Raw genomic sequence first — 14,756 nt, 5'->3', positions numbered from 1 at the left:
CCGGCCTGCCCCACGCCAAGATCGGCAGCCGCGTGCAGTGGCAAAGCTCGACCCAGGTCGACAGCAACAGCCGCGTCCAGCAAGACGCCTATGCCTTGGTAGACCTGATGGCCAGCTACGACTTCGACGACCACTGGAGCACCTCGCTGAACCTGAACAACGTCACCAACCAGAAGTACCTGCTGTCGCTGTACCAGGCCGCAGGCTCGACCAACTACGGCGCGCCACGCAACCTCACCGCATCGGTCAGCTGGAAGTACTGATATAAGTTTTTTGCACAAGCTACAGGTGTTTTTGAGCGTTCATCTCTGGATTTATGCGTGCCTATACTCGGTCCAGCCTGCCGGTTGAACCGAGGGTCACCGCAGCACAGAAATGTCCCTACAACAATAATCAAGGACACCGACCATGACGCATCCCTTCCTGGCCGCGCGGGATTTTCTGCTCGCCCATCGCACCGACTACGCCACCGCCGTCCGTGACTTCCGCTGGCCGCAGCTGGATGCGTTCAACTGGGCGCTGGACTACTTCGATGCAATGGCCGACGGCAATGCGGCCAATGCGCTGTGGATCGTCGAGGAAGACGGCAGCGAGCAGCGCTACAGCTTCCAGCAGTTGGCTGCGCGCTCCAACCAGGTGGCCAACCATCTGCGGGCCACGGGCGTGCGGCGTGGCGATCGGGTGCTGTTGATGCTGGGCAACGACGTGGCGCTGTGGGAAACCATGCTCGCCGCCTTCAAGCTCGGCGCGGTGGTGATCCCGGCCACCGCCCTGCTCAACCCGGATGATCTGCGTGACCGCATCGAGCGCGGCCAGGTGCGCCATCTGGTGGTCGGTGAGGCGCATGTCGGCAAGTTCGCCGGACTGGGCGATGGCTGCAGCCGCATCTGCGTGGGCACGGCACCTGCGGGCTGGATTGCGCACAACGCTGCGTTTGAATACCCAGAGCAGTTCGAAGCCGATGGCCACACCAAGGCCACCGACCCGATGCTGTTGTACTTCACCTCCGGCACCACCTCCAAACCGAAAATGGTGCTGCACAGCCACCAGAGCTACCCGATCGGGCACCTGTCGACGATGTACTGGATCGGCCTGCAACCGGGCGACCTGCACCTCAATATCTCGTCACCAGGCTGGGCCAAGCATGCCTGGAGCTGCCTGTTCGCGCCATGGAACGCCGGTGCGTGCATTTTTATCCATAACGTTGCGCGGTTCAGCGCGCCGGCCTTGCTGACGGCGCTGGAACACTACCGCGTGACCAGCCTGTGCGCGCCGCCCACGGTGTGGCGCATGCTGATCCAGGAAGACCTGGCCAGCCACAAGGCGCGCCTGAACCTGCGTGAACTGGTCGGCGCCGGCGAGCCACTGAACCCGGAAATCATCGAGCAGATCCAGCAGGCCTGGGGCTTGCCACTGCGCGATGGTTTCGGCCAATCGGAAACCACCGCCCTGGTCGGCAACACGCCCGGCCAGTTGCTCAAGCCGGGCTCCATGGGCCGCCCGCTGCCGGGTTACCGCGTTGCGCTGCTCGACCCCGACGGCGTGCCGGCCACCGAGGGCGAAGTCGCCCTGCCCCTGGATGTGCGCCCTCTCGGCTTAATGATGTGCTACGAAGACAGCCCGGAAAAAACCGCTGAAGTGATGCGCGACGGTTACTACCGCACCGGTGATACCGCGCAGATCGACAGCGACGGTTACATCACCTTCGTCGGCCGCGCCGATGACGTATTCAAAGCCTCCGACTATCGCATCAGCCCGTTCGAGCTGGAAAGCGCGCTGATCGAACACCCGGCCGTGATGGAAGTCGCCGTAGTCCCCAGCCCCGACCCGCTGCGCCTGGCCGTGCCCAAAGCCTTCCTGATCCTGGCCCATGACGCCCCCGGCAGCGCAGAACTGGCCAGGCATATCCTGGCCTTCGCCCGCGAACACCTGGCCCCGTACAAACGCGTGCGGCGCATCGAGTTTGTCAGTGAACTGCCCAAGACCATTTCCGGCAAGATCCGCCGGGTGGAATTGCGGCAAATGGAAGTGGTGCGTCGCCAAGGGGGGACGCGGGGCGAGCAGGAGCATTTCGAGGAGGATTTCACCTAACCAGTCGCCGTGCTCGTTGCCATGGCAATTGACCAAGTGGAAGCCACCCTTCGCCGTCAACTTGCAACAGTCGGACACTGCTTACCGAGCGCCAAATGGAATCATCGGAGAAAAATTGGCTACTTAAGGCCTGCACCGGCGGAAAAGACGCATCCCGGTGTTTCTCCAAAATTCTCATTGAGTACGCCTATGATCACGTCCAGCAATACTCCCCTTACGTTCTCGATGAAAACGCTGCCAGCACAAGCTCCTGTTGAACAGCAGCAAGTCACCCGACAAAAGCGTGATACCGAAACCCAAAACGAACCGGGTACCGGCACCTTAACCCGGGACGACGGCTTCATGGCGGCAGAGGTTGCAGACGCGATTGAGAGGGGTACGAGAAGATCCACGCAGGGCACAGCCGCCTATCAAGACATTCCCCTTAACTCGACATTCGGCCAGTGGTGGGCACTTCTGGCGCAAGCCAGGGACAATCCGGCCCTTCGTGCGTGGATCGGTGAGCAGGGTGGGCGGAATCTGCAAACACTGACTATTTCGCCCGAAAAGGGTGAAATTTCGTTCCAAGTCAGCCCCGGCGGCGTGATGAGGACTTTTGGGCCAGACGACAAAGGGTGGGCAGCCGTCAGCAGCCCTCTCATGGAGATCGCGAAGACCATAACCGCAGGCAGCAGCGTCTCCAGCTTTCATCCGCCAGTTCCCGAGTGGCTATACAGCGCGCCGTTGTCGCTGGTGAAAGATTTCTACGGTGTGCCTCAGTCACTGTCGACACAACAGGCGCTGGAGTACGCCTCCGTACTGCGGCGCGACAAGAAATTTCCTGATGCCCCGCCTGCCTTCAGTCAGATGCGCGGCGAAGACACACTCTCCAAGCAACGTTCTCTATTGGGCGACCATATCAACGAGTACGAAGCAAAACGTAACATCGGATTTGTATTCGATTTTAACCAAACCAACAACCTTGCAGACTCGTCGATATCGGAATACTTGGACGGACAAGTATTCAGCGTTCATCCCGACAGCACCTTTCCAAAAGATAAACAAAACCACTTGGGGCAGATCAGTCTCAAGCAGTACTTGGAACACCATGGCTTGGAAGAACCCACTAACAGCCACGAGCTTGATAACCTTGCCGCAGCCCTCCTCACCCCGCGTCCTATAAGCCCACTCAACGCCAATTATGCAGGCGCACTGGCATGGCCGATCCCGCTTGATGCTACCAGTGAGGCGCATTTAAAGACCCTTCTGCGTCAAGGTAAGGTCGGTGATATTGACCTGAGCGCCCACAAGAGCGTGCTGGAATACCTGCTCGGCGACATGAAGCTGACGCAGGACGAGTCACTTCAGCCCCGTCAGGTGATTAATACACTCATCCAATCGCCCAGGGGCCGGGAATTGGGCAACGCGCTTCAAGCCGCGTTCGAGGCTCGCTCAGTCAAGGGTAGTGCAAGTGACTGGTTATTGGCGGCCCTGAGTATTCACCAAGCGGATCAGGTGCCCCCTGCAGGTGTTTCTCCAAAAGCCAGCATCGGAGGGCGGCCTTTTGCGGTGCCTGAAGAGGCTGGCGTCAGAGCGGAGCGTTTCGTCTCCCAACTGGTCGATGGCCAGCGCAATCACGGTCATGCGTCTAACAACGATACGGCGAGGATTCAAACCTATCTATTGTTATCCAGTCGCGCCCCCGAGTTTCTAGTCAAGGACATCCCAGACAAGGTGACTTTCGGCTCCCACAGCTGGGTCAGTTTTGTCACAGCAGTTGGACGCCTTGAAGCCAAAGCGCCTGGCTCGACGTCGACCATGAACTACGCGCAGGTCATGAGCCACGCCACCATTGCACCGATCACGCAGGCAGAGCGTCAGGTTGAATACCTCGCTCAGCAAGAAGCACTCATGGATTGGGGCGCTGCCAACGGCATGCCCTACCCTCAGACCACTGAACAAATGAACACCGTACGCGAGGCGTTCAATGCGCAGATCAGTGAGTTGAAGGCAGCTTCAGACGCGCTAAGCAATCCGATGCCGACGGGTAAAGACTTGGCAGTGAAGTATTTGAAAGAAGCCATGCCAGAGATGGATCCGGCGCTGTTTGAAAAAAAATGCATCTCCCTGCTCCCGGCCCACGTAGATTACGAAGGGCCTTATTCACTCATCGACTTGTATTCACAAGGAGATCTCATACTCAATCCGCCCACTGCCGGCGTCATTGATGTGCTTCTCGGTGTTGAAGAAAATCCCCGCTGGGTCTCTTCTTCAAAAGACGTCATTGTTAATGAGTTTATAGGGTTGTACGCAAACAAAAAGTTGCCGGTTTTAGCAGACGTGTTCAAGGATACTTATTCACACTACTCCACCGCTACGGAAAAAGGCCTCGCCAGTTTATTCAAGCATGTGATATCGCAACAGCCACTGTCCACTCGACAAATTATCGAGGAGGGAGAAGTCACGCTTCTGCGGGAGGATAAGATTGGTTGGACGGCGAGTTCGGAAGGGACGTCCACTGCCGTTAAGCCCTATGTCAAACAAAGCGAGAATGATAACCCACTGCTGAAAGTCAAGCGTAAGGGCAGGAATCGATTCTATGAAATCGACCTAAAAAAAGGAGCCCTCACCGAACGCTTTGACTTGAAAGATATAGAACCCGGAAAGTACCCGCGCAATAGCGTGCGCCATGATATCGAGTATGTAGAAATCAAGCCTCGCACGCCTGAAAATCACGCGACTGACGTGGCACATAAAAAAACAACACACGCCGCCATTCCCAATAGTTTTGCTAGCGCGAGGACAGCTTATCTAGCGGATGCCGTTATCAATCACATAGATCTTCCCGGGCGCCAGGCACAGGCCAAGGGCATCACAACATTTGATGAACAATCGAAAATCTCCGAGAAAATCTCTGAGTTCCTCCTTAACCTTATTCCGGGAAGATCAGCCGTTCTCAATTTTATAGACGGTAAAATCGTGGAAGGAATTTTAGATCTGGGAATAGATGCATTGGGCTTCGTAGTGCCCATGAGCGGGGCGATAGCAAAAGGTTCCAAGGCGATAGCGTCTACAGCGTCAGTGCTTGGAAAAGTGGCGCGTCTTGGCACACTCGCCGGACGGACGGCGGTAGGCGTGCTAAATCCTTTAGATGGTGTCGTTGAGCTGCTGAAGGGGGGGTTCAACTTGGCCAAAAATGGGTTCAAATATGTCTCCAACACCGGCAAACTTGATCTGATTGCGGCCGCTAGGAACGTTGACGCTTCAAGCGTGGGGACCTTCAAGCTTCAAGGAACCGTCATTGAAGGGCCCGCCGTGCTGAAAGGCGGAAAATGGCATGCCTTTGACTCTGTTTCCGCCCAGCCTTTCGGCAAACCGCTCGACGACTTTGTACCCTCTATGCGTGCGAGTACAGATGAGCTGGGCGATTGGGCGACGGGATCAATAATACGCACTGCTGAACAAGAAAAAATCATAAAGACATGGAAAGACGTCGTTAATAAACAACGGTCAGCTGCCAATAGAGTAGCCTTCGAGGCTGGTTACGCGCTTGACGCCCCCGTCAACATCAGTGGTTATTCTAAAAATATGAAACCCCTTGATCTCATGGCGCTGGTGAGCAAAAATCCAAAACTCACATCGGAACAAGTAGGCTCACTGCTCAAGCAGTACGACATCATTCTTTATTCCAAAGGCAAAGCATCGGTCAACTTCTTTCACGACAGCATACACCCTATTGGAACGGTACACGGGATACCACAAACCGCCTATATAAGTTTGACACAACAGTTTTCCAACGGCCAATGTTCGGGCCTTTCACGCACAATGGCAACCGCCGCTGCAGAAGGAAAAAGCGCCATTTTCATTCGTAACTTACGCCGCGCCGCAGCGTTTCCGAAAGACCAAAAATCAATAGAGTTCATGCGTACACTGAGTGAGCTTCAAAGCAAAGTAGGTGGCAAAGACACTTTTCACGCAAACAAACCGGCACGACTAGTCACGTACCAAAACATGATTAAAGAACTGGCTGAGGCACCCGGTACAAAATCGGTAATGATTGAGGTGCCGGAACACGCAATGGCTGCTGGCGTCAGTGTCAATGGCACGACGAGAACCTATTACTTCTATGATCCCAACCTGGGCTCCGCTGAATTTTCATCCGTCAAGGATATGGAGGACGGGCTGGGAAAACTCTTCAGCCATAAAGGATTATCTAAAGATTATCGATCTGTGGGCACCGACGTAAAAAATCTCGAGTTCAGGATCTCTGACCATGACACTGCATGGCAGGAACTCTTTAGCATAAACAGGAGTGCCTTTAGAAAGCTGTATGAAGCCCCGATCTAAAATAGTCGGCTCTTAGGAGCCGGGCACCTGCAAGCTGTAATCGCGGTGCCCGGTAGATATTACAGGTCGTAACGCAGCGCCATACCAAAGGTGCGCGGCGCGCCGGCGTCGATGATTTCGTCATCGCGGTTGTTGGTGACGTAGCGCTTGTCGAAGGCGTTTTTCACGAAGCCCGACACGGCTACGTTCTTGGTGACTTTGAATTCGCTGCTGAAGTTGGCGAGCACGTAGTTGTCGCTCCGGCGCTCGCCGTTGACCTTGCCCGTTGCATCGAATTCGTAAGCGGAAGGCGCGCTGCTCTGGTAAGTCACGTCAGTGTTGAAGGTCAGGCGATCGTTGACGCGATAGATGCCGCCCACCGAGGCCTTGTACTTGGGCGAGTAGTAGAACGCCTCGCCGCTGCGGTCCTGACCATTGCCCACGACAAAATCCTTGTACTTGCCATCGGTGACGGCGCCGCCGACGGTCAGCGTCAGTTGCTCGCTGAGGTCTTTCTCGATGAACACTTCCAGGCCCTTGATATCACTGCGACCGGCGTTGTACACGTTGATCACGTTGCTGCCGGCTTGGCGCACGCTGACCTGCTGGTCTTTCCAGTCGGTGTAATACAGGTTGGCGCGGGCGCGCAGGCTATCTTCGAGGAATGAACCGCGGTATGACAGCTCATAGTTGGTGGTGTATTCCGGATCATACGCCTCGTGACCGCTGCCGGAGCGCACGTTCACGCCGCCGCCGCGATAACCTTTCTGCACCATGAAGCCCAAGTACTGGCCGGTGGCGAGTTCGTAGTTGATGCCCAGTTTTGGCAGTACGGCCGCGAACGATTTTTTGACCTTGGCGGCCTCGGACAGGTCGTCCTGCTTGATGTCGGTGTCATTGGTTTCGTGGTCGTAGCGCAGGCCGGTCACCAGGGTCCAGCGCGGGGCGAAGGTCCAGTCGACCTCACCGAACAGCGCCTTGTTTTCGATGACCGTGTCACCTTTGACCGTGACCGCCAGTACGTTATCGAACAGCAGTCGGTCGTGGAAGTTGTTGGAGTTATGGCCGTAATAGGCGCCGATGAAACTTTTCACGGTGTCCGAGTTGTAGTTCAGGCGCAACTCCTGGCCGAACAGGTTGCCATCCTGCTGGCGTCGGATGACTTCATTGGCGTCAGCGGTCTGGTCGAAGTCCAGGCGGTTGGTGTAGTCGGACCGGGTGTTGGTGGTCAGGCTGGTCAGTGACCATTGGTCATCGAGGCGGTAGTCGACCTTGGCACTGACGGTGTCCTGGTTGAGGTTGTCGAACGCCTGGGTATCGGACGACACCTTGTAGTAGCGGACCTTGTCCGGGGTGCGGATGACCGAGTTGTCGCCCTGGCGGTGCTCGTTGTGGGCGTACGTGAGCAGGACGTCGAGATCGTCGCTGGGCAGGATCAACAGCTTGCCGCGGGCGTTGCTGGTGCGGTGCGGGTTGGCGTCTTTACCGAGGGCGATGTTGTCGATGTAGCCATCGCCGTCCTGATAATCCAAGGCGATACGCCCGGCGATCTTGTCATCGACGATGCTGCCGCCGCCGGCCACCGCTGCGCCTTTTTCACCGTAGTTACCTACGTTGGTTTGCGCCGAAAACGTCGGTTGGAATGTCGGGTTGCGCGTTTGGATCACCACGGCGCCCGCCAGGGAGTTGCGCCCCTGGGTGGTGGATTGCGGACCGAGGAAGACTTCGACCTGTTCCACATCCCACAAGCCGGTCGGGCTCAAGGTCAGGGTGCGGTTGGGCTGCACCGCGCCATCGACATACACCGAAACAGCGCCATTGAGGGTGGCCGGGCCCTGGTCGTCGAAACCGGATACCGGTACACCGCGAATGCCCCAGTTTTCGTTGCCGGCCTGGCTGTACACACCCGGCGTGCGCGCAAACACGTCGACCAGGCTGTGGTCGGCCTTGTCCCGCAGTTGTTGCTCGGTCACGACCACGACGCTTGACTGGGTCTGCTCAAGGGAGCGGTTGATTTTTTCGCCACTCACCGTGATCGGCGCGATTTCCATCGTGTCGGCCTCGGCAGCCCACGCCCCTGAAGCCAGGCAAACCGACCCGACCGCCAACGCAATTGTGTTCTTTTTGAAATTCACGCCCTGCTCCCTGCCACCCTTCGTTATTGTTTTTTGCGGCGGGCTGAAGGCAGCCAGACGCGACGGGGCGGAGTCTAAGGGATCTCAAATGCAAAGTGAACACAATTGATAACAGATCTCATTTAATGCGATCGACACATTCACGTATCGATTTGAATACATTGGCGTAACGCTGGCCACCCGCTAAAAGGCGGCCCCGTCACCCTTGCACCGACCTTAGAAATCCACCGTGGCCGACACCTGCAACGTACGCGGATAACCCGGCGAAAACGCGCCGTACGAGGCCACGCCAGACCAATACTCACGATCAAACACGTTCTGCACCGTGGCGCGGAACGTGGTCGGCCGCCCTTCTATCTTCGTCGCATAGCGTGCGCCGGCATCAATGCGCGTCCAGGAGTCCAGTGCCTGGGTATTGGCCTGGTTGACGTATTGGCTGTCGGTGTAGATCGCCCCGCCGGTGAGGGTAAAGCCTTCCAGCCACGGGGTGTCGTACTCGGCCCACAGGTTGGCCTGGATCTCCGGCACGCCGACCGGTTTGTTGCCCTGGTTGGCCGCCGTGGCGGATTTTGTCAGCTCGGCATCGAGAAAGGTCACGCCGCCCATCAGGCGGGTACCCGGCGCCACTTCACCGTAAACACTCAGCTCGACGCCACGGTTGCGCTGTTCGGCCTGCACCGAATACACACCGTTGGCCCCCAACTCACCGCTGGGTTTTTCGATCTGGAACAACGCCACGGTGGTCATGAAGGTGCCGTGTTCGTACTTCACGCCCAGTTCGTGTTGCTTGGATTCATACGGCGCAAAGGTTTCGCCCGCGTTGCTCGCCGTGCCGGGCGCGATATCGCCTTTGCTCAGGCCTTCCACGTAGTTGTAGTAGAGCGACACATCGTCCCAAGGCTTGACCACCACACCCACCAAGGGCGTGGTGGCGTTGTCCTTGTAGCGGGAACTGACCGCGCCTGCGGCGTTGTAATTGCGCGACTCAATGGCCTGGCGACGCAGGCCCAGTGTCAGTTGGAGACGGTCATCCAGAACGCCCAGGGTATCGGTCAGCGCTACGCCAGACAGCTGCGATTCGGAAATGCGCAGCACCTTGGGCGTATTGATGGTTTGCTCGGGCCTCTCCACCGGATGGTAGATGTTCGAGCGAATGATCGTACCGTTGTTGATGCCCCTGGACAGCTCGTCCTGGTAACGGGTCGCCATCAACGTGGTGGTGTGGGTCACCGGGCCGGTGGCGAACAGTGCGCGCAGGCCCACGTCGGCCGTGGAGCGGTCAACGTTGAATTTGTAATAGCCCGGGGTGTTTTCGGTGTCACCGGCGTCGTTGAGGATACGCGGCACCTGGTCGGACATGCGCTTGACATCCGACCGGCCACCACCGGCATGGGCGAACACGGTGAGCGAGTCGTTCAGGTCATATTCGCCGCCGAGTAACACCGACTGCTCCTTGGTGTCTGACCAACCCCACTTCTGCGGCAGGCTGGTGCGCCCGTTCGGTGCGGAGGGCACGTCCACGCCCGGCGCGAGGGTGAACGGCCGCGAGGCGCCCTCCCAGCTTTCTTTCTGGCTGATGATGCATGCCACCGACCCGCGTCCTGATAGCCCTGCTGTTCACGATCCAGCTCGTGTCCATGGGCGCCATGGAAATGAGCGGGCCGTTCTTCATCTCCCTGATCCTGAGCGGGAAGAAAAACTCATGGTGACCCTGCAACTGGAACATCTGGGCGCCCGCTACGGCCAGCGCAACATCATCAGCGGCGTGACCACAGCCGCCTTTACCGGCGGCCAGGTGGTGGCGGTGGTCGGCCCCAACGCTGCGGGCAAATCCACGCTGTTCAAGCGCATCGCCGGGCTGATCGACGGGCCGGGCCGGGTGATTTTGCAGGGCTCGCAAAAAGGCGTCCAGGCCATCAGCTACATGCCCCAAGGCCTGAATGGCAGCGCACGGTTGACGGTTTACGAATCGGTGCTGCTGGCGCGCAAACAACTGTCGCCAGGCTGGGTGGTACAAGACGCAGAGCTGCACCTGGTCGACGAAATGCTCGACGCCCTCGGCATCACCGACCTGGCCTTTCGTAACCTGGGCGAACTCAGCGGCGGGCAACAACAGTTGGCGTCCATCGCCCAGACCCTGGTGCGCGAACCCGAGGTGCTGCTGATGGACGAACCCACCAGCGCCCTCGATATGCACCGCCAGGTGCAGGTGCTGAACTTCATGCGCGCCCTGGCACGCCAGCGCGAGGTCATCGTGTTTATCGCCCTGCACGACCTCAACCAGGCCCTGCGCTTTGCCGACCAGGTGCTGGTGATCGCCGACGGCACTGCCCAAGGCAGCGGGCCGAGCCATGAAGTGATCAACGAAGGAATGCTGCGGGCGGTGTACAAGGTCGAGGCACGCATCGAGCGTTGCAGCCGTGGGCAGCCGCATATTTTGATCGATGACATCGTGTGAATAAAAAAGCCCGGTGGCGCACCACCGGGCAAAACGAAGCGACCCGCTTCAGTAACGTGGTTTGATGGTTTTCCAATGCGGTTGATAGCGCTGCATCTGTTTCACGTCGTCGCGCTGGCGAATGCCACACGTCAGGTATTGGTCATGTAGCTTGCCCAATTGGTCGTGGTCCAATTCCAGGCCCAGCCCCGGCGCGCGGGTGATCGTTACGCAGCCGTCGACAATCGGCAGTTTGCCGCCCTTGATCACTTCCTCGTCCGGCTCTTGCCACGGGTAATGGGTGTCGCAGGCATAGTCGAGGTTGGGCACCGACGCGGCCACGTGGGCCATGGCCATCAAGCTGATGCCCAGGTGCGAGTTGGAATGCATCGACACGCCCAGGCCAAAGGTCTGGCACATCTTCGCCAGTGCCTGGGTGTCGCGCAGGCCGCCCCAATAGTGGTGGTCGGCGAGCACGATCTGCACGCTGTCGAGCGCCACGCTGCGGCGAAACTCATCGAAGTCGGTGACCACCATATTGGTCGCCAGGGGCAGGCCGGTGCGTTTGTGCAACTCGGCCATGCCGTCCAGGCCGGGGGTCGGGTCTTCGTAATATTGCAGGTCGTCGCCGAGCAGCTCGGCCATGCGGATCGAGGTTTCCAGGGACCAGTTGCCGTTCGGGTCAATGCGCAGCGGCACGCCGGGGAAGGCCTTTTTCAGGGCCTTGATGCAGGACACTTCATGTTCGGGTTGCAGCGCACCGGCCTTGAGCTTGATGCTTTTGAAGCCGTAGGTGTCGATCATGCGCCGGGCCTGGGCGACGATCTGTTGCTCATCAAGCGCTTCACCCCAACTGTCGGGTTTGTAGGGTGAATCGATGTGCCGGGCATATTTGAAAAACAGGTAGGCGCTGAACGGGATCTGGTCGCGGATCGCGCCGCCGAGCAGGTCCACCAACGGCACGTTCAGCGAGTGCGCCTGCAGGTCGAGAAACGCCACTTCGAACGCCGAATACGCATTGCTCACCGCCTTGCTCGCATGGGAGCCCGGTGCCAGTTCGGCACCGGCCAGGCTCACCGGTTTATGCGCGGCGACGGTGGCCTGCACGATGGCGCGCAACTGGTTGAGGTTGAACGGGTCAAGGCCGATCAGCTGTGACTGCACCTGCTGCTGGATCGCCAACGCCGGGGCATCGCCGTAGCTTTCCCCCAGGCCGATGTAGCCCGTGTCACTCTCGATCTCAATGATCGAGCGCAGCGCGAAGGGTTCATGAATACCGCTGGCGTTGAGCAATGGCGGGTCACGGAAGGCAATCGGGGTGACGGTAACGCGGACAATTTTCAAGAGGCGGCTCCCTGTGGACCTGGACGCAAGGCGTGAGAATGAGTGGTAGGTTTTGAAGTCGGTGGTACACCGCTGCGTGGCGCGGTGCGGGCAAAAAACACCACCACCGCCGCCACCAGCGAGGTGGCCGCCAAGCCATACAGGCCGCCCTCGATGGAGCCGGTGGTCTGCTCCAGCAAACCGAAGGTGGTCGGCGCGACAAAGCCGCCCAGGTTGCCCACCGAATTGATCAAGGCAATCACCGCTGCGGCGATGCGCGCATCCAGGTAACCCTGGGGAATCGGCCAGAACAACGCCGAGGCGGCCTTAAAACCAATCGCCGCAAAACAGATGGCGACAAAGGCAAACACCGGCCCTCCGGTGGTGGACATGAACATGCCGAACGCGGCGATCACCAGCATCAGCGACACCCACGCCTGTTGGTGCTTCCACTTGCTGGCCAGGGACGCAAAACCGTACATGGCGACGATGGAAATCAACCAGGGAATGGAGTTGAACAGCCCTACCTGGAAGTCCCCCAGGTTGCCCATTTTCTTGATCATGCTCGGCAGCCAGAACGTGGCGCCGTAGATGGTCAGGGCGATGGAGAAGTAGATGAAGCAGAACAGCGCAATCTGTTTGTCGGCGAGCAACTTGAACATCGACGGCCGCACGCTCTGGCTCGCCTCACGGGTCTGCTGCTCCAGCGCAATGGCGGCGACCAACGCGTGCTTTTCTTCATCGCTGAGCCACTTGGCCTGATGGGGATGGGACTGCAACCAGAACCACACAAACCCGCAGAGCACGATGGAGGCAAAGCCTTCGATCAGGAACATCCACTGCCAGCCATGCAGGCTCAGGCCACTGACATTAAGCAACGCCCCCGACACCGGCCCGGAAATCACCGAGGCGATGGCCGAGCCACTAAGGAAAATCGCCATCGCCTTGCCGCGTTCGGCGGCCGGCAACCATTGGGTGAAGTAATAAATGATCCCCGGGAAAAACCCGGCCTCGGCGGCACCGAGGATAAAGCGCAGGATGTAGAAGCTGGTTTCGCCCTGCACAAACGCCATGGCCATCGCCGCCGCGCCCCAGGTGAACATGATGCGCGTCAACCAGGCCCGTGCGCCGTAGCGTTGCAGCAGCAGGTTGGACGGCACTTCGAAGATCGCGTAACCAATGAAAAACAACCCGGCGCCCAAGCCATAGGCGGCCGCGCCAATGCCCAGGTCAGTCTCCATATGGCTGCGCACAAAGCCGATATTGACCCGGTCGATGTAGTTGACGATGAACATCACCACGAACAGCGGCAGGACATGACGCTTGACCTTGGCGGCTGCGCGGGCAAGCACGGTCGGGTCTGGCGGATTCTGGAGGGTATCCACGGGCAACTCCCATTCATTGTTTTTTTAAGGGCACAGGGATCATGGACGCCGGGGATTGTTCCCGTCTAATCTAACTTGGCATTCGATTGATACCGGGATTAGATCAATGTTTGAGCTGACGCAACTGCGCTGCTTTACCACCGTGGCCACCGAGCTGAATTTCCGTCGCGCTGCCGAACGGCTGAACATGACTCAACCGCCACTGAGCCGGCAGATCCAATTGCTGGAGCACTACCTGGGGGTGGAGCTTTTTACCCGTACCACCCGCAGCGTCGCCCTCACGGCTGCGGGCCGTGCGTTTTTCATCGAAGCCCAGAACCTGCTGGAGCTGGCCCAGCAAGCGGCCGTCACTGCACGACGCTTTGCCGAGGGCGATATCGGCACTGTCACTATCAGCTTCGTCGGCAGCGCGGTGTATGAGTTTCTGCCCAAGGTGATCGCCGAAGCGCGGCTCAAGCAGCCCCACGTCAAGATCGACCTGGCCGAGATGAACACCTACCAGCAGTACGAAGCCCTGCGCGCCCGGCGTATCGACCTCGGCATCGTGCGTGCGCCCCTGCTGGAACCGGGCTACGCCACCGAATGCCTGGTGCGCGAGCCCTTCGTGCTGGCGGTGCCGAGCAGCCATCGGCTGGCCAAGGCCCAAACGGTCAGCGTGCACGACCTCGACGCCCAACCCTTCCTGATGTACGCCCACGCTGCCTACCCGCCCTTCAACGAACTGCTTACCGGCCTGCTGCGTTCGGCCCGCGTCGCGCCGGACTATGTGCAATGGCTGGGCTCGTCCCTGACCATCCTCGCGCTGGTCAACGCCGGCATGGGCCTGGCCCTGGTGCCCCGTTGCGCCAGCAGCGTGGTGTTCAAGAACGTGGTGTTCCGCGACATCGACCTGGGCGAAGGCGCGCAGAGCGAATTGCACCTGATCTGGCGCGAAAACAACGACAACCCGGCGTTTGCGATGTTGCTGGAAGGGATTCGCAGTGCCGTGCGCGAGGGGTGGGCCTGAAGGGCGGTAAACATGGGGTGTTGTTGCTCGGGCTCGGCTCTGGCTCTGGCTCTAGCTCTTGTGGTGAGCGGGCT

9 protein-coding genes and 1 pseudogene are annotated in these 14,756 nt (G+C 58.9%); 6 read left to right on the top strand and 4 right to left on the bottom strand.

Annotation, left to right across the window (positions count from 1 at the left end; translation table 11 throughout):
* The 3 genes from IQK56_RS23725 to IQK56_RS23715 form a co-directional block, all read left to right on the top strand.
* Positions 1-263, top strand: a 263-nt coding sequence (locus IQK56_RS23725; RefSeq protein WP_193901846.1) for a TonB-dependent receptor domain-containing protein, incomplete at its 5' end; no start/stop codon positions are given.
* Between the two features lie 145 nt (positions 264-408).
* Positions 409-2,091, top strand: coding sequence for an AMP-binding protein (locus IQK56_RS23720; RefSeq protein ID WP_193863644.1), 1,683 nt, complete (start codon positions 409-411; stop codon positions 2,089-2,091).
* 189 nt (positions 2,092-2,280) lie between these two features.
* Positions 2,281-6,417: a hypothetical protein gene (locus IQK56_RS23715; RefSeq protein WP_193863645.1), complete on the top strand. Its 4,137-nt coding sequence runs from the start codon at positions 2,281-2,283 to the stop codon at positions 6,415-6,417.
* Between the two features lie 59 nt (positions 6,418-6,476).
* Here IQK56_RS23715 and IQK56_RS23710 read toward each other — a convergent pair whose 3' ends face one another.
* Both IQK56_RS23710 and IQK56_RS23705 read right to left on the bottom strand, forming a co-directional pair.
* The gene (locus tag IQK56_RS23710; protein ID WP_193863646.1) at positions 6,477-8,531 is read right to left on the bottom strand and encodes a TonB-dependent receptor domain-containing protein; all 2,055 of its coding nucleotides are present in this window, start codon (positions 8,529-8,531) and stop codon (positions 6,477-6,479) included.
* Positions 8,532-8,747: 216 nt separating this feature from the next.
* Positions 8,748-10,109 (bottom strand): annotated as a pseudogene (locus tag IQK56_RS23705) (TonB-dependent receptor); the annotation flags it as partial.
* Positions 10,110-10,114: 5 nt separating this feature from the next.
* Here IQK56_RS23705 and IQK56_RS31440 point away from each other — a divergent pair.
* Positions 10,115-10,240 (top strand): hypothetical protein, encoded by a 126-nt coding sequence (locus tag IQK56_RS31440; RefSeq protein ID WP_279647234.1) that lies wholly within the window; start codon positions 10,115-10,117, stop codon positions 10,238-10,240.
* Positions 10,234-10,989, top strand: coding sequence for an ABC transporter ATP-binding protein (locus IQK56_RS23700; RefSeq protein WP_193863647.1), 756 nt, complete (start codon positions 10,234-10,236; stop codon positions 10,987-10,989). The genes IQK56_RS31440 and IQK56_RS23700 overlap by 7 nt, the downstream gene beginning before the upstream one ends.
* Before the next feature lie 48 nt (positions 10,990-11,037).
* On the opposite strand, the gene IQK56_RS23695 is transcribed toward IQK56_RS23700, so the two are convergent.
* Both IQK56_RS23695 and IQK56_RS23690 read right to left on the bottom strand, forming a co-directional pair.
* Positions 11,038-12,312 (bottom strand): glucarate dehydratase family protein, encoded by a 1,275-nt coding sequence (locus tag IQK56_RS23695; protein WP_193863648.1) that lies wholly within the window; start codon positions 12,310-12,312, stop codon positions 11,038-11,040.
* A complete protein-coding gene (locus tag IQK56_RS23690; protein ID WP_150761238.1) occupies positions 12,309-13,676 on the bottom strand; it encodes an MFS transporter in 1,368 nt (455 codons plus the stop codon). The genes IQK56_RS23695 and IQK56_RS23690 overlap by 4 nt, the downstream gene beginning before the upstream one ends.
* A gap of 106 nt (positions 13,677-13,782) precedes the next feature.
* Between IQK56_RS23690 and IQK56_RS23685 the strand changes: the two genes are divergently transcribed.
* Positions 13,783-14,682, top strand: coding sequence for a LysR family transcriptional regulator (locus IQK56_RS23685; RefSeq protein WP_193863649.1), 900 nt, complete (start codon positions 13,783-13,785; stop codon positions 14,680-14,682).
* Positions 14,683-14,756 lie beyond the last annotated feature (74 nt).

Origin of the sequence: Pseudomonas cyclaminis (assembly GCF_015163715.1) — a bacterium.
Taxonomy (GTDB): domain Bacteria; phylum Pseudomonadota; class Gammaproteobacteria; order Pseudomonadales; family Pseudomonadaceae; genus Aquipseudomonas; species Aquipseudomonas cyclaminis.
Note: the sequence above shows the minus strand (reverse complement) of the source record. Positions and strands in the feature narration are given on the sequence as shown.